Source organism: Mycolicibacterium sp. MU0053, assembly GCF_963378095.1.
Classification (GTDB): domain Bacteria; phylum Actinomycetota; class Actinomycetes; order Mycobacteriales; family Mycobacteriaceae; genus Mycobacterium; species Mycobacterium burgundiense.
The window spans coordinates 4,042,597-4,061,806 of sequence record NZ_OY726397.1 but is presented as its reverse complement, the minus strand read 5'-3'; the positions used below and the strand labels follow the sequence as shown (position 1 = coordinate 4,061,806).

22 protein-coding genes are annotated in these 19,210 nt (G+C 67.4%); 15 read left to right on the top strand and 7 right to left on the bottom strand.

Annotated features, from left to right (window positions below):
• The first annotated feature begins 29 nt into the window (after positions 1-29).
• From RCP80_RS19265 to RCP80_RS19255, 3 genes are read left to right on the top strand one after another with little or no spacing between them, the layout of a single operon-like run.
• Positions 30-923 (top strand): crotonase/enoyl-CoA hydratase family protein, encoded by an 894-nt coding sequence (locus RCP80_RS19265; protein WP_373693547.1) that lies wholly within the window; start codon positions 30-32, stop codon positions 921-923.
• Positions 924-933: 10 nt separating this feature from the next.
• Positions 934-1,662 (top strand): PaaX family transcriptional regulator C-terminal domain-containing protein, encoded by a 729-nt coding sequence (locus RCP80_RS19260; RefSeq protein WP_308482931.1) that lies wholly within the window; start codon positions 934-936, stop codon positions 1,660-1,662.
• Entirely contained in the window at positions 1,659-2,423 is a 765-nt protein-coding gene (locus RCP80_RS19255; protein ID WP_308479198.1) for a crotonase/enoyl-CoA hydratase family protein, read from the top strand. Before RCP80_RS19260 ends, RCP80_RS19255 begins: the two co-directional genes overlap by 4 nt.
• A gap of 12 nt (positions 2,424-2,435) precedes the next feature.
• On the opposite strand, the gene RCP80_RS19250 is transcribed toward RCP80_RS19255, so the two are convergent.
• On the bottom strand, positions 2,436-2,822 hold the full coding sequence (locus tag RCP80_RS19250) for a DUF3060 domain-containing protein (protein ID WP_308479197.1): 387 nt from the start codon (positions 2,820-2,822) through the stop codon (positions 2,436-2,438).
• 23 nt (positions 2,823-2,845) lie between these two features.
• On the bottom strand, positions 2,846-3,211 hold the full coding sequence (locus RCP80_RS19245; protein ID WP_373693379.1) for a DUF3060 domain-containing protein: 366 nt from the start codon (positions 3,209-3,211) through the stop codon (positions 2,846-2,848).
• Positions 3,212-3,395: 184 nt separating this feature from the next.
• Here RCP80_RS19245 and RCP80_RS19240 point away from each other — a divergent pair, with 184 nt between their 5' ends.
• The 6 genes from RCP80_RS19240 to RCP80_RS19215 all read left to right on the top strand — a co-directional run bounded on the left by RCP80_RS19240 (position 3,396) and on the right by RCP80_RS19215 (position 9,747).
• On the top strand, positions 3,396-4,022 hold the full coding sequence (locus tag RCP80_RS19240; protein WP_308479195.1) for a TetR/AcrR family transcriptional regulator: 627 nt from the start codon (positions 3,396-3,398) through the stop codon (positions 4,020-4,022).
• Positions 4,023-4,301: 279 nt separating this feature from the next.
• Positions 4,302-4,676, top strand: coding sequence for a 30S ribosomal protein S12 (gene rpsL / locus RCP80_RS19235; RefSeq protein ID WP_308479194.1), 375 nt, complete (start codon positions 4,302-4,304; stop codon positions 4,674-4,676).
• Positions 4,676-5,146, top strand: coding sequence for a 30S ribosomal protein S7 (gene rpsG / locus RCP80_RS19230; protein WP_308479193.1), 471 nt, complete (start codon positions 4,676-4,678; stop codon positions 5,144-5,146). The genes rpsL and rpsG overlap by 1 nt, the downstream gene beginning before the upstream one ends.
• Positions 5,147-5,227: 81 nt before the next feature.
• Entirely contained in the window at positions 5,228-7,330 is a 2,103-nt protein-coding gene (fusA, locus tag RCP80_RS19225; protein ID WP_308479192.1) for an elongation factor G, read from the top strand.
• 160 nt (positions 7,331-7,490) lie between these two features.
• Positions 7,491-8,681: an elongation factor Tu gene (tuf, locus tag RCP80_RS19220; RefSeq protein WP_308479191.1), complete on the top strand. Its 1,191-nt coding sequence runs from the start codon at positions 7,491-7,493 to the stop codon at positions 8,679-8,681.
• Between the two features lie 214 nt (positions 8,682-8,895).
• Positions 8,896-9,747 carry a mycofactocin-coupled SDR family oxidoreductase gene (locus tag RCP80_RS19215; RefSeq protein WP_308479190.1) on the top strand — a complete coding sequence of 284 codons (852 nt, stop codon included), beginning with the start codon at positions 8,896-8,898 and terminating at the stop codon, positions 9,745-9,747.
• A 12-nt stretch (positions 9,748-9,759) separates the two neighbouring features.
• Here RCP80_RS19215 and ddaH read toward each other — a convergent pair whose 3' ends face one another.
• Positions 9,760-10,629, bottom strand: a complete 870-nt coding sequence (gene ddaH / locus RCP80_RS19210) for a dimethylargininase (RefSeq protein WP_308479189.1) — start codon at positions 10,627-10,629, stop codon at positions 9,760-9,762.
• Positions 10,630-10,741: 112 nt separating this feature from the next.
• Here ddaH and RCP80_RS19205 point away from each other — a divergent pair, with 112 nt between their 5' ends.
• Both RCP80_RS19205 and RCP80_RS19200 read left to right on the top strand, forming a co-directional pair.
• The gene (locus RCP80_RS19205) at positions 10,742-11,194 is read left to right on the top strand and encodes an Rv2324 family transcriptional regulator (RefSeq protein WP_308482929.1); all 453 of its coding nucleotides are present in this window, start codon (positions 10,742-10,744) and stop codon (positions 11,192-11,194) included.
• Positions 11,195-11,277: 83 nt separating this feature from the next.
• On the top strand, positions 11,278-12,468 hold the full coding sequence (locus RCP80_RS19200) for an NAD(P)/FAD-dependent oxidoreductase (protein ID WP_308479188.1): 1,191 nt from the start codon (positions 11,278-11,280) through the stop codon (positions 12,466-12,468).
• A gap of 100 nt (positions 12,469-12,568) precedes the next feature.
• On the opposite strand, the gene RCP80_RS19195 is transcribed toward RCP80_RS19200, so the two are convergent.
• From RCP80_RS19195 to mftR, 4 genes are all read right to left on the bottom strand, one after another.
• The gene (locus RCP80_RS19195) at positions 12,569-13,720 is read right to left on the bottom strand and encodes a VOC family protein (RefSeq protein WP_308479187.1); all 1,152 of its coding nucleotides are present in this window, start codon (positions 13,718-13,720) and stop codon (positions 12,569-12,571) included.
• A 140-nt stretch (positions 13,721-13,860) separates the two neighbouring features.
• A complete protein-coding gene (locus tag RCP80_RS19190; RefSeq protein ID WP_308479186.1) occupies positions 13,861-14,379 on the bottom strand; it encodes an RNA polymerase sigma factor in 519 nt (172 codons plus the stop codon).
• Positions 14,380-14,525: 146 nt separating this feature from the next.
• The gene (locus tag RCP80_RS19185) at positions 14,526-15,410 is read right to left on the bottom strand and encodes a type IV toxin-antitoxin system AbiEi family antitoxin (RefSeq protein ID WP_308479185.1); all 885 of its coding nucleotides are present in this window, start codon (positions 15,408-15,410) and stop codon (positions 14,526-14,528) included.
• Positions 15,411-15,550: 140 nt separating this feature from the next.
• Positions 15,551-16,195, bottom strand: a complete 645-nt coding sequence (gene mftR / locus RCP80_RS19180; RefSeq protein WP_308479184.1) for a mycofactocin system transcriptional regulator MftR — start codon at positions 16,193-16,195, stop codon at positions 15,551-15,553.
• Positions 16,196-16,302: 107 nt separating this feature from the next.
• Here mftR and mftA point away from each other — a divergent pair, with 107 nt between their 5' ends.
• The 4 genes from mftA to mftD are packed head-to-tail and all read left to right on the top strand — an operon-like array spanning position 16,303 to position 19,118.
• Positions 16,303-16,398 carry a mycofactocin precursor MftA gene (gene mftA / locus RCP80_RS19175; protein ID WP_308479182.1) on the top strand — a complete coding sequence of 32 codons (96 nt, stop codon included), beginning with the start codon at positions 16,303-16,305 and terminating at the stop codon, positions 16,396-16,398.
• Between the two features lie 2 nt (positions 16,399-16,400).
• Positions 16,401-16,733, top strand: coding sequence for a mycofactocin biosynthesis chaperone MftB (mftB, locus tag RCP80_RS19170; protein ID WP_308479181.1), 333 nt, complete (start codon positions 16,401-16,403; stop codon positions 16,731-16,733).
• Entirely contained in the window at positions 16,730-17,929 is a 1,200-nt protein-coding gene (mftC, locus tag RCP80_RS19165) for a mycofactocin radical SAM maturase (RefSeq protein WP_308479180.1), read from the top strand. Before mftB ends, mftC begins: the two co-directional genes overlap by 4 nt.
• 4 nt (positions 17,930-17,933) lie before the next feature.
• On the top strand, positions 17,934-19,118 hold the full coding sequence (gene mftD / locus RCP80_RS19160; protein ID WP_308479179.1) for a pre-mycofactocin synthase MftD: 1,185 nt from the start codon (positions 17,934-17,936) through the stop codon (positions 19,116-19,118).
• Positions 19,119-19,210: the final 92 nt, after the last annotated feature.

Here is a 19,210-nt window from a genome sequence, read left to right as displayed (position 1 = left end):
CCGCGGTCGACTTCGACAACCTCAAGACCATGACCTATGAGGTCACCGGTCGAATCGCGCGCATCACGTTCAACCGCCCCGAGACCGGCAACGCGATCATCGCCGACACCCCACTGGAATTGGCGGCGCTGGTGGAACGCGCCGACCTGGACCCCGGCGTCCACGTCATCTTGGTCTCGGGCCGCGGGGACGGGTTCTGCGGCGGCTTCGATCTGAGCGCCTACGCCGACGGCAGCACCTCGGCCGGCGCCTCGGGGCGATACGCCGGCACCGTGCTGTCCGGTAAGACCCAGGCGATCAACCATCGGCCGGATCAACCCTGGGACCCGATGATCGACTATCAGATGATGAGCCGATTCGTCCGGGGCTTTGCCAGCCTGATGCACGCCGACAAGCCGACCGTGGTCAAGATCCACGGCTACTGCATTGCCGGCGGCACGGACATCGCGCTGCACGCCGATCAGGTGATCGCGGCCGCGGATGCCAAGATCGGCTATCCGCCGATGCGGGTGTGGGGCGTGCCCGCCGCCGGGTTGTGGGCGCACCGGCTCGGGGATCAGCGGGCCAAGCGGCTGCTGTTCACCGGTGATTGCCTCTCCGGGACCCAGGCCGCCGAATGGGGACTGGCGATCGAAGCGCCCGCCGCGGCCGACCTCGACGAACGCACCGAACGCCTGGTGGAACGGATCGCGTCGATGCCGCTGAACCAATTGATCATGGCGAAACTGGCGTGCAACACCGCGCTGTGGCAGCAGGGGATCGCCACCAGTCGGATGGTCGGTACGGTGTTCGACGGGATCGCCCGGCACACGCCGGAGGGGCACGACTTCGTTGCCGATGCCGTGGCCCACGGGTTCCGCGAGGCCGTCCGGCATCGCGACGAACCGCGCGGCGACCTCGGCCGCCGAACCTCGGGAGTGTGAGGTGGGCGCATTGCCGCGGCTGGCCGCCCGCTCGGTCGTGCTCTCGGTGCTGCTCGGGGCGCATCCGGCCTGGGCCTCGGCGGCCGAGTTGATCCGTCTCACCGCGGATTTCGGCATCCGGGAGTCCACCCTGCGGGTGGCGCTGACCCGCATGGTCGGCGCCGGTGACCTGGTACGTTCCGCGGACGGATACCGGCTCTCGGATCGGTTGTTGACGCGCCAGGCCCGACAGGACGCCGCGCTGTCCCCGCGCTGGCGGGACTGGAACGGCGACTGGACCACGCTGGTGGTGACCGGCGTCGGCGGCGACGCCCGTTCTCGGTCCGAGTTCCGTAAGACCCTGCAGGACAGCCGCTTCGGTGAGCTCCGCGAGGGGGTGTGGTTACGCCCGGACAATCTTGATGCCGAGCTGGACCCGGCGGTGCTGCACCGGGTGCGGATCCTGCACAGCCGCGACGCCGAACCGCGACAGTTGACCGCGGCACTCTGGGACCTGCCCGGATGGGCCCGCGAGGGCCACTGGCTGATCGGTGAGATGTCCACCGCCGCTGATGTTCCCGGCCGCTTCGTGGTCGCCGCCGCCATGGTGCGCCACCTGCTGACCGACCCGGTGCTGCCCGAAGAGTTGTTGCCGACCGACTGGCCCGGCGCCGCGCTGCGGCGGTCGTACGCCGCGTTCGCGGCCGAGTTGGCCGCGCGCCGGGACCCGATCGATTCCCTACAGGAGGCCACGACATGAGTGCAGGCGTGCGGGTCGAGCGAAGCGGCGCGGTCACCACGGTGATCATGAACCGGCCGCAGGCCCGCAATGCGGTCAACGGTCCGGCAGCCACTGAACTATTCGCCGCGTTCAAGGAGTTCGAGGCCGACGACACCGCGTCGGTGGCGGTGCTGTGGGGCGACGGCGGAACCTTTTGCGCCGGTGCCGATCTGAAGGCCTTCGGCACGCCGGAGATGAATCAGACCCACCGCGACGGGCCTGGCCCGATGGGGCCGACCCGGATGAACCTGTCCAAGCCGGTGATCGCCGCGGTGAGCGGCCACGCGGTGGCCGGCGGTCTGGAACTCGCGCTGTGGTGCGATCTGCGCGTCGCGGAGGAGGACGCGGTCTTCGGGGTGTTCTGCCGCCGGTGGGGGGTGCCCCTGATCGACGGCGGCACGGTCCGGTTGCCGCGGTTGATCGGGCACAGCCGGGCGATGGACATGATCCTGACCGGCCGCGCGGTCGACGCGCGCGAGGCGCTGGCCATCGGGTTGGCCAACCGCGTCGTGCCGCGCGGATCGGCCCGCGAAGCGGCCGAGGCGGTGGCCGCCGAACTCGCGGCGCTGCCGCAGCAATGTCTGCGCGCCGACCGACGCTCGGCCTGCGACCAGTGGGGAATGCCGGAGGCGGCGGCCATGGACCAGGAGTTCGGCAGCCTGTCGCGGGTTTCTGCCGAGTCGCTGGCCGGCGCCAAGCGGTTCGCCGACGGGGCGGGCCGACACGGCCGGCGCGCCTGAGGCGCTGGGTCGTCAGGCTCGCCGGATGTTGTTGCCGGTGCCGGAATTGACGACGTCGGGCTCGCCGTCGTCGTAGACCACGGTGTTGTTCAGGCCGCCCACCGCCAGGGAATCGGTGACCTTCTCGAGGTGGACCCGGTTGTCGGCGCCGGTCACGCTGACCGAGGCGCAACTGCCGGTCACGGAGAGGGTGTTGTTCGACCCGGCGATGTTCAGCGGCCTGCCATCGCCACAGTCGATGTCGGCCTCGGTGCCGAACGAGCTGTAGTGCAGCGCGCTGCCACTGGTGGTCGGCGCCATCGCCGTGGACGTGACGGATGCGGTGGGGTCGGACTCGGGCGCGGCATCGGAGCCGCAGCCGATCAGGCCCCAGGCGCCCACCGCCACCAGGGCCGCCACACAGGAAACGCGGTGCACGGGACTCAGGCCGGAACGCGTTCCAGTCGGTTGGTCATGCCCAACTCTCGGCCGCGGTCGATCAAGGCCGGGCTGCCGTCCTTGAAGTACGCCGTCTGATCCCAGCCGTACACGGTGATGTCATGGACCACGTGGTCGGCGACGACGGTGTTGGTCGAGCCCTGGACGGTGACCGCCCAGCAGGTCCCGAGCGCGGTGATCGTATTGCTGGCACCGTTGACGAACAGGGTTCCGCCGTTGCAGTCCACCGTCTGGGTGACGCCGACGCCGGTGATGTGGACGTCATAGTTGGCGTGTGCGGTCGCCGGCGCAGCAATACCGGTCAACAACGCCGCCGCCGCCGCAGCGGTCGCCCAGCTAGCCCTCGTCACGTGTTGCCTCCAGATCTGCGGTAGCCGCGCGTTGCCGGCCTCGCTGTCGCCGCGTGTAGGGGGAGCCTACGTTGAGCGGTGACGGTCCCGACAGAGTTCCGGTCGGGTCCATTAGAGTTCATCGCTGACCCAGGCGCGTGCAGACCGGCGCCCGTGGACCACAAATCAAGGTGAGGATCCGATCATGGCCGCAGGACCTGACACGTCCGAGGCGGGTGGGCGGTCGCGTACCGCCGGACGCTCACCGACGCGGTCCACCAAGCTCAGCCGGGACGTCATCGTCAACGCGGCGCTGAACTTCCTCGACCGGGAGGGCTGGGATGCGTTGACCATCAACGCGCTGGCGAATCACCTCGGCACCAAGGGCCCGTCGCTCTACAACCATGTGCACAGCCTCGACGATCTGCGCCGTACCGTGCGGATGCGGGTCATCGGCGACATCATCGAAATGCTCAACACCGTGGGGGAGGGCCGTACCCGCGACGACGCGGTCCTGGTGATGGCGGGTGCCTACCGCAGCTATGCGCATCACCACCCGGGGCGATACTCGGCTTTCACCCGGATGCCGTTCGGGGATGACGACCCCGAATACACCGCGGCCACCAAGGACGCGGCCGGTCCGGTGATCGCCGTGCTGGGCTCCTATGGACTCGAGGGGGAGGAAGCGTTCTATGCGGCCCTCGAGTTCTGGTCGGCGATGCATGGCTTCGTACTGTTGGAAATGACCGGCGTCATGGATGACGTGGACACCGACGCCGTGTTCTCCGACATGGTGCTCCGGTTGACGACCGGGCTGGAGCACCGCCGTTAGCCCGCGTGCTGACCTGCAATAAGGTTGCTGTCGAGCAAGTTTTGTCGGGGTGCGCCGGACTGGTATTGTGGTAGCTCGTGCCTGGTCGACAGGGGCGTACGCGGCTGTAAAAAAGCAGGTGCGCGCGGCGCACGCCGGCCGATTCGCAGTGCAAGAAATGCATTTTTCTGCATTAGGCGCGTGCGACACGCCCGGTAGCGGGGTAAGCGACCGGGGCATAACCGCAGTACACAGACCTAGAAGTGACAGCACAGAAGTAGAAGCAGAGAAAGCCGGTACATGCCAACCATCAACCAGCTGGTCCGCAAAGGGCGCCACGACAAGGCGGCCAAGGTGAAGACCGCGGCCCTCAAGGGCAGCCCGCAGCGTCGCGGCGTGTGCACTCGCGTGTATACGACGACCCCGAAGAAGCCGAACTCGGCGCTTCGTAAGGTGGCGCGCGTCAAGTTGACGACCGGCGTCGAGGTCACCGCCTACATCCCGGGCGAGGGCCACAACTTGCAGGAGCACTCCATGGTGCTGGTGCGTGGCGGTCGTGTGAAGGACCTGCCCGGCGTGCGCTACAAGATCATTCGCGGCTCGCTGGATACCCAGGGTGTCAAGAACCGCAAGCAGGCCCGCAGCCGTTACGGCGCCAAGAAGGAGAAGAGCTAATGCCACGCAAAGGCCCCGCGCCGAAGCGGCCGCTGGTCAATGATCCGGTCTACGGTTCCCAGCTGGTCACCCAGCTGGTGAACAAGGTTCTCGTGGACGGGAAGAAATCGCTGGCCGAACGCATTGTTTACGGTGCGCTCGAGCAGGCTCGCGACAAGACGGGCACCGATCCGGTGATCACGCTCAAGCGCGCGATGGACAACGTCAAGCCGGCCCTCGAGGTGCGCAGCCGCCGCGTCGGTGGCGCCACCTACCAGGTGCCGGTCGAGGTTCGTCCGGAGCGCTCGACGACCCTCGCGCTGCGTTGGTTGGTCACTTTCTCGAAGGCTCGCCGCGAGAAGACGATGGTCGAACGGTTGGCGAACGAGCTTCTCGACGCCAGCAACGGACTGGGCGCCGCTGTCAAGCGTCGCGAGGATGTCCACAAGATGGCTGAGGCGAACCGGGCCTTCGCGCACTACCGCTGGTGATGTGGTGTCGGAGGGGCTTCACGGACCCGTCGGCCGCCATCACCGCACCTAACTACGCAAGCGAAAGAGTGGGAATTTAGCGTGGCACAAGACGTGCTGACCGACCTGAACAAGGTCCGCAACATCGGCATCATGGCGCACATCGATGCCGGTAAGACCACGACCACCGAGCGGATCCTGTTCTACACCGGAGTCAACTACAAGATCGGTGAGACTCACGACGGCGCCTCCACCACCGACTGGATGGAGCAGGAGCAGGAGCGTGGGATCACCATCACCTCCGCAGCGGTGACGTGTTTCTGGAATGGCACCCAGATCAACATCATCGACACCCCCGGGCACGTCGACTTCACCGTCGAGGTGGAGCGATCGCTGCGGGTGCTCGACGGTGCCGTCGCCGTCTTCGACGGCAAGGAAGGTGTGGAGCCGCAGTCCGAGCAGGTGTGGCGCCAGGCCGACAAGTACGACGTACCGCGCATCTGCTTCGTCAACAAGATGGACAAACTGGGCGCGGACTTCTACTTCTCGGTGCGCACCATGGAGGAGCGCCTCGGCGCCCGTGCGATTCCGATCCAGTTGCCGATCGGCGCCGAGAACGACTTCCAGGGCGTGGTCGACCTCGTCGAGATGAAGGCCAAGGTGTGGAGCGCCGACGCCAAGATGGGCGAGAAGTACGACGTGGTCGACATTCCCGCCGAGTTGGTGGAGAAGGCCGAGGAGTACCGCACCAAGCTGCTCGAGACCGTCGCCGAGACCGATGAGGCGCTGCTGGAGAAGTATTTCGGTGGCGAGGAGCTCACGGTCGAGGAGATCAAGGGCGGCATCCGCAAGTTGACCGTCAACTCCGAGATCTACCCGGTGCTGTGCGGCAGCGCGTTCAAGAACAAGGGTGTGCAGACGATGCTCGACGCGGTCGTCGACTATCTGCCCACCCCGCTCGATGTTGCCGCTGCCGAAGGCCACGCGCCCGGCAAGGAGGAGGAAATCATCCTCCGCAAGCCGTCCATCGACGAGCCCTTCTCGGCGCTGGCCTTCAAGGTCGCCACGCACCCGTTCTTCGGCAAGCTGACCTACATCCGGGTGTACTCCGGCAAGGTCGACTCCGGCGCCCAGGTCGTCAACGCGACCAAGGGCAAGAAGGAGCGCTTCGGCAAGCTGTTCCAGATGCACGCCAACAAGGAGAACCCGGTCGAGTCGGCGTCCACCGGTCACATCTACGCGGTGATCGGGCTCAAGGACACCACCACGGGTGACACCCTCAGCGACGCCGCGCAGCAGGTCGTGCTGGAGTCGATGACCTTCCCGGATCCGGTGATCCAGGTCGCCATCGAGCCCAAGACCAAGAGCGACCAGGAGAAGCTGAGCCTGGCGATCCAGAAGCTCGCCGAGGAAGACCCGACCTTCAAGGTCAACCAAGACCACGAGACCGGCCAGACCATCATCGGCGGCATGGGCGAGTTGCACCTGGACATCCTGGTGGACCGCATGCGCCGCGAGTTCAAGGTCGAGGCCAACGTCGGCAAGCCGCAGGTGGCCTACCGCGAGACGATCAAGCGCAAGGTCGAGAAGGTCGAGTTCACCCACAAGAAGCAGACGGGTGGCTCGGGCCAGTTCGCGAAGGTGCTCGTCAGCATCGAACCCTTCGTCGGCGAGGACGGCGCGACTTACGAGTTCGACAACAAGGTCACCGGTGGCCGCATCCCGCGCGAGTACATCCCGTCGGTGGACGCCGGTGCGCAGGACGCCATGCAGTACGGCGTGTTGGCCGGCTACCCGCTGGTGAACCTCAAGCTCACCCTGCTCGACGGCGCCTACCACGACGTCGACTCGTCGGAGATGGCCTTCAAGATCGCTGGTTCCCAGGTCATGAAAAAAGCTGCGGCACAAGCTCAGCCGGTCATCCTGGAACCGATCATGGCCGTCGAGGTCATCACCCCGGAGGACTACATGGGTGACGTGATCGGCGACCTGAACTCCCGCCGTGGTCAGATCCAGGCCATGGAGGAGCGCAGCGGTGCGCGCGTCGTCAAGGCGCTGGTGCCGTTGTCGGAGATGTTCGGCTATGTCGGCGACCTTCGGTCGAAGACCCAGGGCCGGGCAAACTACTCCATGGTGTTCGACTCCTATGCCGAAGTACCGGCACAGGTTTCGAAGGAGATCATCGCGAAGGCGACGGGCGAGTGAGCGCAGCGAGCGGAGCACGGAGCCGAGCGTTAAGCAGCGCGAAGGCGACGGGCGAGTAAACGCCTCCGGCGAGTACTATCCCGTGGTCGCGGACCACACAACTGAAAATCATCAACAAATGCTTATGTAAAAGCACCAACAAGTCCAGGAGGACACAGAAGTGGCGAAGGCGAAGTTCGAGCGGACCAAGCCGCACGTGAACATCGGCACCATCGGTCACGTCGACCACGGCAAGACCACCACGACTGCAGCGATCACCAAGGTCCTGCACGACAAGTTCCCGGATCTCAACGAGAGTTTTGCCTTCGATCAGATCGACAAGGCTCCCGAGGAGAAGGCTCGTGGTATCACGATCAACATCTCCCACGTGGAGTACCAGACCGACAAGCGCCACTACGCGCACGTCGACGCACCCGGTCACGCCGACTACATCAAGAACATGATCACCGGCGCGGCGCAGATGGACGGTGCGATCCTGGTCGTGGCGGCCACCGACGGCCCCATGCCGCAGACTCGCGAGCACGTTCTGCTCGCCCGTCAGGTTGGTGTGCCGTACATCCTCGTCGCGCTGAACAAGGCCGACATGGTTGACGATGAAGAGATCATGGAACTGGTCGAGATGGAGGTCCGCGAACTGCTGGCCGCCCAGGACTTCGACGAAGAAGCCCCGGTCATCCCGATTTCGGCGCTGAAGGCCCTCGAGGGCGACCCGAAGTGGGTCAAGTCCATCGAGGACCTGATGCAGGCCGTCGACGACTCGATTCCGGACCCGGTCCGCGAAACCGAGAAGCCGTTCCTGATGCCCGTTGAGGACGTCTTCACGATCACCGGCCGCGGCACCGTGGTGACCGGTCGGGTGGAGCGCGGCATTGTCAACGTGAACGAGGAAGTCGAGATCGTCGGCATCCGCCCGGACACCATCAAGTCGACGGTGACCGGTGTCGAGATGTTCCGCAAGCTGCTCGATCAGGGTCAGGCCGGCGACAACGTCGGTCTGCTGCTGCGCGGCATCAAGCGTGAGGACGTCGAGCGTGGCCAGGTTGTGGTCAAGCCCGGCACCACCACGCCGCACACCGATTTCGAGGGCAGCGTCTACATCCTCGCCAAGGATGAGGGCGGCCGTCACACGCCGTTCTTCAACAACTACCGGCCGCAGTTCTACTTCCGCACCACGGACGTGACCGGTGTGGTGACGCTGCCGGAGGGCACCGAGATGGTGATGCCCGGTGACAACACCGACATCACGGTCAAGCTGATCCAGCCCGTCGCCATGGACGAGGGCCTGCGCTTCGCGATCCGCGAGGGCGGCCGTACCGTCGGCGCCGGCCGGGTTACCAAGATCGTCAAGTGATCTAGTTCCCGTACCGCACACGAAATGGCGCTCACCCGCAAGGGTGGGCGCCATTTCGCTTTTCACTGAATGGCCGAGCGGCTAGAACGCGTTCTAGTTCTGCTGTTAGCCTGACCACGACAACCCCCACTCCCGCGAGCGTGCGGGTCCCCGGCCGACACGCCGCGCAGATGTTCGGATCTGCGCACGTTCGCGCCACTGGAAAGGAACCGCGATGACGGCAGCAGGACCTCTGGACGGCCGCGTGGCGTTTGTGACCGGGGCCGCCCGCGGCCAAGGCCGCGCGCACGCCGTGCGATTGGCCGCCGAGGGCGCCGACATCGTCGCGATCGACGTCTGTAAGCCGGTGTCGGACACGGTGACCTACCCGATGCCCACCGCCGACGACCTCGCCGAGACGGTCCGCGAGGTCGAGGCGACCGGCCGCAAGGTGCTCGCCCGCGAAGTCGACATCCGCGACCTGGCCGCCCAGCAGGAGGTGGTGGCCGATGCCGTCGCGCAATTCGGCCGACTCGACATCGTCGTGGCCAACGCCGGAATCCTCAGCTGGGGCCGGATCTGGGAGTTGTCCGAAGAGGCCTGGGACACCGTCATCGACGTGAACCTCAACGGCACCTGGCGCACGATCAAGGCGGCGCTGCCGGCGATGATCGAGGCCGGCAACGGCGGATCGATCATCATCGTCAGCTCGTCGGCGGGGTTGAAGGCCACCCCGGGCAACGCGCACTATGCCGCGTCGAAGCACGGCCTGGTGGCGTTGACCAACGCGCTGGCGCTGGAGGCCGGCGAGTTCGGTATTCGGGTGAACTCCATCCATCCCTACTCGATCCAAACGCCGATGATCGAGCCGGAGGCCATGGCGGAGATCTTCACCAAGTATCCGAGCTTCCTGCACAGTTTTGCGCCCATGCCGCTCAAACCCGTTGCCCGCGATGGCAAACCGGGCTTGCAGGAGTTCATGGCCCCCGAAGAGGTGGCCAATGTGGTGGCCTGGCTGGCCGACGACGCGTCGATGACGATCTCGGGCTCGCAGATCGCGGTCGACCGCGGCGTGATGAAGTACTGAGCAGCGCGGCGGCTACGAAAACAGCTCCAGCGTGCAGCATTTCACCGAGCCGCCGCCCTTGAGCAACTCCGACAGGTCGACGCCGATCGGCACGAATCCAGCCGCCCGCAACTGGTCGGCGAAACCGGTTGCCGCGACGGGATGGACGACGTGCCTGCCGTCGGAGACCGCGTTGAGACCCAGCGCGTAGGCGTCGGCGCTGCCGACCTCGATGGCGTCCGGGAAGAGGGCGCACAGCCGGTCCCGCGAGGCAGCGGTGAACGCCGGCGGGTAATAGGCGACGGTGGTGTCGTCGAGCACGGTCAGCGCGGTGTCGAGGTGGTAGAAGCGCGGATCGACCAACGTCAGGGTGTGCACGGGAAGCCCGAAGGCCGCGGCGATTTCGTCGTGCGCCTCGACGTCGGTGCGAAAGCCCGTACCCGCCAGGATCATCGACCCGACGACCAGCAGGTCGCCCTGGCCCTCGTTGCGATGTCGAGTCCGCGTCGGGGGATGGCCGCGCGCGCTCATCCACCGCGCGTGGGCGCGCGCCTCGCCGGTGCGCTGCGGATACTTGAACCGCGCGACCACCGCGCGGTCCCCGATGATGAGCCCGCCGTTGGCGGCGTAAACCATGTCGGGCAGTCCTGGTCGCGGTTCGATCAGATCCACCGTGTGGCCGAGATCGACATACGTCTGCCGCAGCCGATCCCATTGGGCCAGCGCCAGTTCGGTGTTCACCGGGGTGCCGGTGTCCATCCACGGGTTGATGGCGTAGTGCACTGCGAAGTAGGTGGGTGGGGTCATCGCGTAGTGGCGGGTGCGGGCCCGGCGGCGCCACGGCGGCGCAGCGACGTCGGGTTCGGGCGGGTAGCCGGGCGCCGAGACCTCCGAAAGCGACATAGATCGATGGTATTGCGGTCTACACACGCAAACAATCGATCTGTCATGCGTTTCGGGGTACGATCCGTTGCGCATAAGTGAGAATTGCGTAGATCTATTGCGGAGGATGGCCGTGGACCGGCTCGACGAGGCGGATGAGCGGATCCTGCTCGAACTCGCCGACCATGCCCGGGCGACGTTCGCCGAGATCGGACTGCGGGTGAACCTCTCGGCGTCAGCGGTGAAGCGGCGCGTGGACCGCATGCTCGACAGCGGGGTCATCCGCGGGTTCACCACGGTCGTCGACCGCAATGCGCTGGGGTGGGGCACCGAGGCCTATGTACAGGTCTACTGTCACGGCACCATCGCCCCGGACCGGCTCCGTCAGGCGTGGCTGGACATTCCGGAGGTGATCAGCGCCGCCACCGTCACCGGAACCGCGGACGCGATCTTGCACGTGTTGGCCCGCGACATGCGTCATCTGGAGGCCGCGCTGGAGCGGATCCGTTCCAGCGCCGACATCGAGCGCAGCGAGAGCATTGTGGTGTTGTCCAACATCATCGACCGGGGCCGCCCCGACCGCTGATGTCGCCCGGCCCGCGTAGGGCAGGGTGGCGGGCCATGCGCCCGGGTCATCGTGTAAGAACAGTGCTCGTGGCGCAGGAAGCAATGCAGGATAAGACGCAAGCAAAAGTAGTGGTCGTCGGCGGCGGGTTGGCCGCCACACGGGTGGCTGAACAGCTGCGCCGAGCCGAGCACACCGGTGAGATCGTCATCGTCAGCGACGAGACGCACCTGCCGTATGACCGGCCCCCGCTGTCCAAGGACGTCCTGCACAAGGACAGCCACGACTTCGCGGACGTGACGCTGAGGCCCCGTGAGTACTACGACGAGCACAACATCACGCTGCTGCTGGGTTCGGCCGCGACCGGGGTCGACACCGACGCCTCGACGCTGACCCTGGCCGACGGCACCGAAATCGGCTACGACGAGTTGATCATCGCCACCGGCCTGGTGCCGCGGCGCATCCCGTCGTTCCCCGAGCTGGACGGCATCCACGTGCTGCGCAACTACGACGAGAGTCAGGCGCTGCGCCGGCAGGCCGGTTCGGCGCAGCGCGCGGTCATCGTCGGCGCGGGTTTCATCGGCTGTGAGGTGGCCGCCAGCCTACGCACGCTCAACGTCGAGGTGGTGCTGGTCGAGCCGCAGCCCGAGCCATTGGCCTCGGTGCTCGGCACCCAGATCGGCGCCCTGGTCACCCGGTTGCATCGCGCGGAAGGGGTCGACGTCCGCACCGGTGTCGGGGTGACCGAGGTCTCCGGCGACACCAAGGTGCGCAAGGTCGTGCTGTCCGACGGCACCGAGTTCGACGCCGACCTGGTGGTGGTCGGAATCGGTTCGCGGCCGAACACCGATTGGCTCGAGGGCAGCGGAATCGCCGTGGACAACGGCGTGGTCTGCGACAACGTCGGGGCCACCAGCGCGCCGCACGTCTGGGCGCTCGGTGACGTCGCGTCGTGGCGGGACGCCACGGGACACCAATCCCGCGTTGAGCATTGGAGCAATGTGGCCGAGCAGGCCCGGGTGCTGGTGCCGGTGCTGCTGGGCCAGGAGCCGCCCAACGCCGTGGTGGTGCCGTACTTCTGGAGCGATCAGTACGACGTCAAGATCCAGTGCCTCGGCGAGCCGGAGGCCGACGACACCGTCCACATCGTCGAGGACGACGGCCGCAAGTTTCTGGCCTATTACGAGCGCGACGGTGTCGTGGCCGGTGTGGTCGGCGGCGGCATGCCGGGCAAGGTGATGAAGGCCAGGTCCAAGATCGCCGCGGGCGCGCCGATCTCGGACGTCCTGGGCTGACGCCGACCCGCCACCCCCCTTTGCCGCGAGCGGGCGTGTTCCCGGCCGACACGCCGTGGAAAATCGCGGGTCTGCGCACGCTCGCGCCGCCCAGGTGCCGCTAGAACTGCCCCAGGTAGAACCGCGCGCCCTGATCGTCGGCGCATTCGGCCATCATCCCGTAGTCCTGCCGCGTCGGCTCCTGCAGCACGCTGCCGCCGGCCTCGCGCACCCGCACCACCGCGGCGTCGATGTCGTCGACGGTCCACATCGGCACGATGGTCGCCGTCTCGGCGCCGCCGCCGATGCCGGTCATCGGGTGGCAGCCGAGCACCGCCCACCCGTCGTCGACCCGACCGGATTCGAAGCTCCAGTGCAAGACCCGGCCGTAAAAGTCGCGGCTGACGCGGGCATCCGGCACGGAGTGCGTGATGTACGAAAGCTCGCCGGGCCCAGCGCCGTTCAGCGCGGGCCGGCCGATCTCGGTGGTGGGTTCGAACACCGCGAACGCCATTCCCTGCGGGTCGGTGGCATCGAGCACCGGGCCGAACGGGAACTGCCGCGTCTCACCGACGGTCCCGCCGGCGTCCAGGATGGCCGCGCGCGCGGCGGACAGATCGGCGACCGCGTAGCTGCAGAACAGCGTCGGCGGTCCTGCCGCCTCGAAGATGCCGACGGGTTCGGCGGTGCTGGTCACCCGGTGGTAGGCGGGGTCCACGACCCAGCCCAGCACGTGCTGGTAAAACGCGGCGGCACGAGCGGCGTCGGGGGTCCACAGCGACACGTAGCCGACGTCGCCGTGCCGGATCGGCATCGCCGCGCCGCGCATCGGACCGGTGATCATCCAGCGGTGGCCGAACGGGTCGATGATGGTCGCACCGCGCGAGCCGTGGGCTTCCTCGATCTCGCGGGCGACGGTGGCGCCGTTGGCGCGGGCCCGGTCGAGGACCGCGTCGGGATCGGCGACCGGCAACATCAGGCTCACCGACGTCGCGCCGGCGGCCGGTGCGCGCAGGCCCAGTTCGGGGAAATCGTCGGCGAGGTAGAGCACGCCGCCGCCGATGCCCAGCTCCGCATGCCCGATCCTGTTGTCGTCCATGACAATCGGCTCGCCGATGCGCACGGCGCCGAATGCGTCGACGTACCACTGCAACGCGCGCCGCGCATCGGGGACGCTCAAATACGGCAGTGCTGCCGGACGTGGGACCACGAACGGTGGCGGGGCCGGTTCTTGGGTGCCGAGGTCGGCAAGGACGGTATCTGTGCCACTCATTTCAACTCCTTCGCTTCCTGGGGGTAGTGCCAGCGCCGATTCCAGCCGTCGCCGCAGTCGCGCCGCGAACTCGGGATCGGGACGGACCGGAAGGTCGTCGCCGCCGAGTACGTCCAACGGGTCTGAGCTGTTGAGAGAACTCACGATGCACCCCCTTCCGGATATTGCCTTCTGAAAGCCCGTCGCGCCCGCACCAGCAACGCCTCGGTGGCATGGACCGTGCGCCCGAGCACCTCGGCGCATTCGGGCACCGAGCGGTCGTCCATGTAGCGCAGCGCCAGCACGACGCGGTGCGGTTCGGACAACCGGGCCAGGACGCTTTCGGCCACTATGCGGTCCAATTCGGCGTCCCAGTCGTCGGATTCGGGATCCGACTCGGGTACGTCGGCCACCGGGACGGTGAACCTGTCGCTGCGACGGCGGTAGTGGTCGGCCAGCTTGTGCCGCGCCACACCCATCAGCCAGGGCAGGGTGATCGACGGCGGTTCGGGCTTCCTGGCGGCGTCCATGGCCGCCAAGAAGACCTCCGACGTCAGGTCTTCGGCTGTTCCGCGGTCGGGGCAACGGCGCACGACGTAGCCGTACACCGCGGGCAGCGCCTCGTCGTAGAGCGCCAGCAGTGTCCGCGGAGCGCCCAGTGGATCCGATTCGGGGCTCACATCCCTATCGTCGCCGTAGCGGCCCGAACTCCGACGCCTTGTGCAGAAACTTTTTTCTTCCGCGCAGGCGGGCGCCGTGCCACCTCCCCCGCGAGCGGGCGGGTCCCCGGCCGACACGCCGCGCGATCCTCGTAGTTTGCGCACCTTCACGCCGCCCGAGCGGTCAGTTCAGTGCCGATCCGCCGCACCGTGTCGATGGGCCACCGACGCACGTCGTCGGCCACGATCGACAGCATTGTCCATCCGACCTCGTGCAGCGCCGCTCGCTTCTGCCGGTCCCGCCGAAACGCTTCGGGGTCGCTGTGCCAGTCGAATCCGTCGAACTCGACGGCGACTCGAAACTGCGGCCAGGCGAAATCGACGCGCCAGGTGCGCCAGTTGCGATCGACGATCTCGAACTGCAGGACCGGTGCCGGCAGCCCGCCGTCGTGCATGACCAGGCGCGCCTCGCTCTCCATCGGCGACTCGGCCAGGGCAGACGCGAGGGGCAGCAGATCGCGCACGTGGACTATGCCCCGGCGACCGGCCTGGCGGGCCACGGCACGCTGCAACCCACGCATGTCACACGTGCCGGTGCGTAGCGCGGCGTCGAGGGTGGCCAGGGCCCGGGGCCGGCGCAGGCTTCGGGCCACCTCGACCGCGGTCCAGGCCGGTTCGGTGGCGAGCCTGCCGTCGACCATGGTCAGCGGCGCCCCCTCGCGGCGGTGGATCACCAGGCCGTCGCTCGCGCGCAACTGATGGCCGTCGGGCGTCAGGACATGCAGGTCGATGATGTTCTCGGTATCGAAACCGTAAGCGGCAGCGGCGGTTCCGAGACAGATCGGAACCGGCTCGCCCGCGCGAAGATCAAGGCCGCGCAACCGGATGAGGTTATCGGGCTCGGCGCGGCTGTAGACGCCGGTCCACACCGGTGCCAGCGCGCCGGTGCCGACACCGGCTTCGAACGCGGCGCGTCCGAGGATGTCCAGGAGTTGGCCGGTGGTGGCGACACCACCCTGCGCGACGAGGAGGGCTTCGAGTTCTGCCGACATGCTCGGATGGTGCTGAGTCCCGCGCGATCGCGGTATTCATGGCTGTGGATAACTCCGCGGGCCGCCACGAGGGTGCGCAGACTACGAGAATCCGGCGGCGTGTCGGCCGGGGACACGCCCGCTCGCGGGGGAGGGGGGCGCTAGGCGGGGGAGGGGGCGCTAGGCGGGGGAGACGGGGAGGCGGGGGAGACGGGGGAGAAGGCCACGTCGAAGGCCGCGCCCAGGGCGCCAGTGAGCGTGACGGACTCGTCGGCCAGCCAGTACTCGTAGGCCGACAGCGCCACCCCCAGCAGCGTCCACGACAGCGTCTGCGGCCGCAGGTCCGTGGGCTTGGTGTCGGTGCGTGCCGCCACGAAGCGGGCGATCACGGCGCGCCAGCCGGCATACATCGTCATGGAATACGCCTGTAGTTCCGCGGTTTCCAGGATCACCCGCATTCGCTCCCGGTGCCGAGCGGTCTCGGTGGAACCGAAGGTGTTGAACTCCAGCAGCGCGGTCCGCAGCGCCTCGTCGAGCGGCACCTCGCCGCCGACCCCGTCCAGCAACTCGGTGAGCCGGTTGAGGTGGGTGTCGAAGTCGCCCCACAGGATCGCGTTCTTGGACGCGTAGTAGCGAAACACGGTACGACGGGCGATGCCGGCGGCCTGTGCGACGTCGTCGACGCTGACGGCGTCGAAACCGTGCGCGCTGAACAGATCGATCGCGACGTCGGCGATGTGGTCGCGCGTGGTCGAGCGGCGCCGGCCCACCCGGGTCGCGGAGGCGCGATCGAGGTGCTGATCCACCGGTTCACCACCCACTTTCGTTCTGGACTTCCGTTCCGGCACCCGATGCCATATTCTGTCCCGCACAGACCCGACGTGTCGAGTCTCACACGACGAAAGGTAATCACATGGACAACGATCAGCAGGTCAGCACCGACACCGAGCTCGTCTCGGAGAGCCTCGTCGAAGAGGTCTCCATCGACGGCATGTGCGGCGTCTACTGACGATGACGACCTCGCCGGCCGCGACTGCGGATGACATCGACCGGCCCGACCGGTTCGATCCGGATCGCGGCTGGCGTTTGCACCCCCAAGTGGCGGTGCGCCCGGAGCCCTTCGGGGCCCTGCTCTACCACTTCGGCACCCGCAAGCTGTCGTTCCTGAAGAACCGCACGGTCCTGGCGCTGGTGCAATCGCTCGACGAGCACGACAACGTGCACGCCGCGTGCCGCGCCGCCGGGATCGACGAATCGAGCGCGCAGCCCTATCTGCACGCACTCACCGTGCTGGTCTCATCCAACATGCTGGTGCCCCAAGACGATCCGAGGAAGAACACATGACGTCCGTTGCGCCCGTGCCGCGCCTGGTGGATCAGTTCGAACGCGGATTGGACGCGCCGATCTGCCTCACCTGGGAACTGACCTATGCGTGCAACCTGTCCTGTGTGCACTGCCTGTCGTCATCGGGGAAACGCGATCCGCGCGAACTGTCCACGCAGCAATGCAAGGACATCATCGACGAACTCGAACGAATGCAGGTGTTCTACGTGAACATCGGCGGCGGTGAGCCGACCGTTCGTTCGGACTTCTGGGAACTCGTCGACTATGCCACCGAGCACCACGTCGGGGTGAAGTTCTCCACCAACGGCGTGCGGATCACCCCGGAGGTGGCCGCCAAGCTCGCCGCCAGCGACTACGTCGACGTGCAGATCTCCCTCGACGGCGCCACCGCCGAGGTCAACGACGCGGTGCGCGGCCCCGGCTCGTTCGCGATGGCCATCCGCGCGTTGGAAAACCTTGCTGCCGCGGGCTTTTCCGACGCCAAGATCTCGGTGGTGGTCACCCGCCACAACGTCGATCAGCTCGACGACTTCAAGGCATTGGCCGACCGCTACGGTGCCACCCTGCGCATCACCCGGCTGCGTCCGTCGGGACGCGGCGCCGACGTCTGGGACGAACTGCATCCGACCGCGGCCCAGCAGGTGCAGCTCTATGACTGGCTGGTGGCGCGCGGTGAGCGGGTGCTCACCGGCGACTCGTTCTTCCACCTGTCCGGACTCGGCGAGCCCGGTGCCCTGGCCGGACTCAACCTGTGTGGCGCCGGCCGGGTGGTGTGCCTGATCGACCCGGTGGGCGATGTCTACGCCTGCCCGTTCGCCATCCATGACCGGTTCCTCGCGGGGAATGTGCTGCAAGACAGCGGCTTCCAGAATGTTTGGCAGAACGCGCCGCTGTTCCGCGAGTTGCGCGAGCCGCAGTCGGCGGGCGCCTGCGCCAGCTGCAACCACTTCGACGCCTGCCGCGGCGGTTGCATGGCCGCGAAGTTCTTCACCGGACTGCCGATGGACGGGCCGGACCCGGAGTGCGTGCAGGGCTATGGCGAGTCCGCGCTGGCGCTGGACCGCGAAGTGCCGAAGTCCAGCGTCGACCATTCCCGCACCGGAGCGCGCAAGACACCGGCGGGCCCCATTCCGCTCACGCTGTTGACCACCCCGCCCGCGCCGCCCAAGGCGTACTGCAACGAAAGTCCTGTCTGAGTTCATGGCCCGTGATACCTGGTTCGAAACCGTCGCCATCGCCCAACAACGGGCGAAAAAGCGGCTCCCGAAGTCTGTCTACTCGTCGCTGATTTCGGCCAGCGAGAAGGGCCTGACGGTCAGCGACAACGTCGAATCGTTCAGCGAACTCGGATTCGCCCCCCATGTGGTGGGCGCCCCGGCGACGCGGGACATGGCCACAACCGTGATGGGCCAAGACATTTCGATGCCGGTGCTGATCTCGCCCACCGGGGTTCAGGCCGTCGACCCGGACGGCGAGGTGGCGGTGGCGCGCGCCGCCGCCGCCCGCGGGACCGCCATGGGCCTGTCGTCGTTCGCCAGCAAGCCGGTCGAAGAGGTCGTCGCGGTCAACGACAAGATCTTCTTCCAGATCTACTGGCTCGGCGGCCGCGATGCGATCGCGGAGCGCGTGCACCGCGCCAAGGAGGCCGGCGCGGTCGGGATGATCGCGACCACCGACTGGAGCTTCTCGCACGGCCGGGACTGGGGCAGCCCGAAGATCCCGGAGCAGATGAACCTGGCCACCATGCTCAAGATGTCGCCGGAGGTGTTCACCAAGCCCGGCTGGCTGTGGCGGTTCGGCAAGCATCTGCGCCCGCCGAACCTGCGCGTACCGAATCAGGCGGGCCGTGGCGAGCCCGGCCCGCCGTTCTTCCAGGCCTACGGGGAATGGATGGGCACCCCGCCGCCGACCTGGGAGGACATCGCCTGGCTGCGCGAGGAGTGGGGCGGCCAGTTCATGCTCAAGGGCATCGTTCGGGTCGACGACGCCAAACGCGCTGTGGATGCCGGTGTTTCGGCGATCTCGGTCTCCAATCACGGCGGCAACAACCTGGACGGCACCCCGGCGGCGATCCGCTGCCTGCCGGCGATTGCCGACGCCGTCGGCGATCAGGTCGAGGTTTTGCTGGACGGCGGCATCCGGCGCGGCAGTGACGTGGTCAAGGCCGTCGCGCTGGGCGCCCGCGCGGTGATGATCGGGCGGGCCTACCTGTGGGGGCTGGCCGCAAACGGTCAGGCCGGTGTCGAGAACGTCCTGGACATCCTGCGCGGGGGCATCGACTCGGCGTTGATGGGCCTCGGCCGGTCCTCGATCCATGACCTGACCCCCGAGGACATCCTGATTCCGGCGGGGTTCACCCGAGCGCTCGGGGTCCCCGAAGCCTGACCGTTGGTACGGACGTGGCGGGCGTGGCTGACGTGGTCGCCGCGGGCACCATTACCGAACTGTAAGAAAAGAAGTTGGTCGTCCTGTTGAAC

What these genes read in the sequence shown, in the direction of transcription:
- rpsG (WP_308479193.1), top strand. Translation starts at nt 4,676, where the DNA reads ATGCCACGCAAAGGCCCCGCGCCGAAGCGGCCGCTGGTCAATGATCCG.
- mftD (WP_308479179.1), top strand. Translation starts at nt 17,934, where the DNA reads ATGGCCCGTGATACCTGGTTCGAAACCGTCGCCATCGCCCAACAACGG.
- ddaH (WP_308479189.1), bottom strand. Translation starts at nt 10,629, where the DNA reads ATGTCGCTTTCGGAGGTCTCGGCGCCCGGCTACCCGCCCGAACCCGAC.
- RCP80_RS19255 (WP_308479198.1), top strand. Translation starts at nt 1,659, where the DNA reads ATGAGTGCAGGCGTGCGGGTCGAGCGAAGCGGCGCGGTCACCACGGTG.
- RCP80_RS19265 (WP_373693547.1), top strand. Translation starts at nt 30, where the DNA reads ATGACCTATGAGGTCACCGGTCGAATCGCGCGCATCACGTTCAACCGC.
- RCP80_RS19215 (WP_308479190.1), top strand. Translation starts at nt 8,896, where the DNA reads ATGACGGCAGCAGGACCTCTGGACGGCCGCGTGGCGTTTGTGACCGGG.
- mftC (WP_308479180.1), top strand. Translation starts at nt 16,730, where the DNA reads ATGACGTCCGTTGCGCCCGTGCCGCGCCTGGTGGATCAGTTCGAACGC.
- mftA (WP_308479182.1), top strand. Translation starts at nt 16,303, where the DNA reads ATGGACAACGATCAGCAGGTCAGCACCGACACCGAGCTCGTCTCGGAG.
- rpsL (WP_308479194.1), top strand. Translation starts at nt 4,302, where the DNA reads ATGCCAACCATCAACCAGCTGGTCCGCAAAGGGCGCCACGACAAGGCG.
- RCP80_RS19240 (WP_308479195.1), top strand. Translation starts at nt 3,396, where the DNA reads ATGGCCGCAGGACCTGACACGTCCGAGGCGGGTGGGCGGTCGCGTACC.
- mftB (WP_308479181.1), top strand. Translation starts at nt 16,401, where the DNA reads ATGACGACCTCGCCGGCCGCGACTGCGGATGACATCGACCGGCCCGAC.
- RCP80_RS19195 (WP_308479187.1), bottom strand. Translation starts at nt 13,720, where the DNA reads ATGAGTGGCACAGATACCGTCCTTGCCGACCTCGGCACCCAAGAACCG.
- RCP80_RS19185 (WP_308479185.1), bottom strand. Translation starts at nt 15,410, where the DNA reads ATGTCGGCAGAACTCGAAGCCCTCCTCGTCGCGCAGGGTGGTGTCGCC.
- RCP80_RS19200 (WP_308479188.1), top strand. Translation starts at nt 11,278, where the DNA reads ATGCAGGATAAGACGCAAGCAAAAGTAGTGGTCGTCGGCGGCGGGTTG.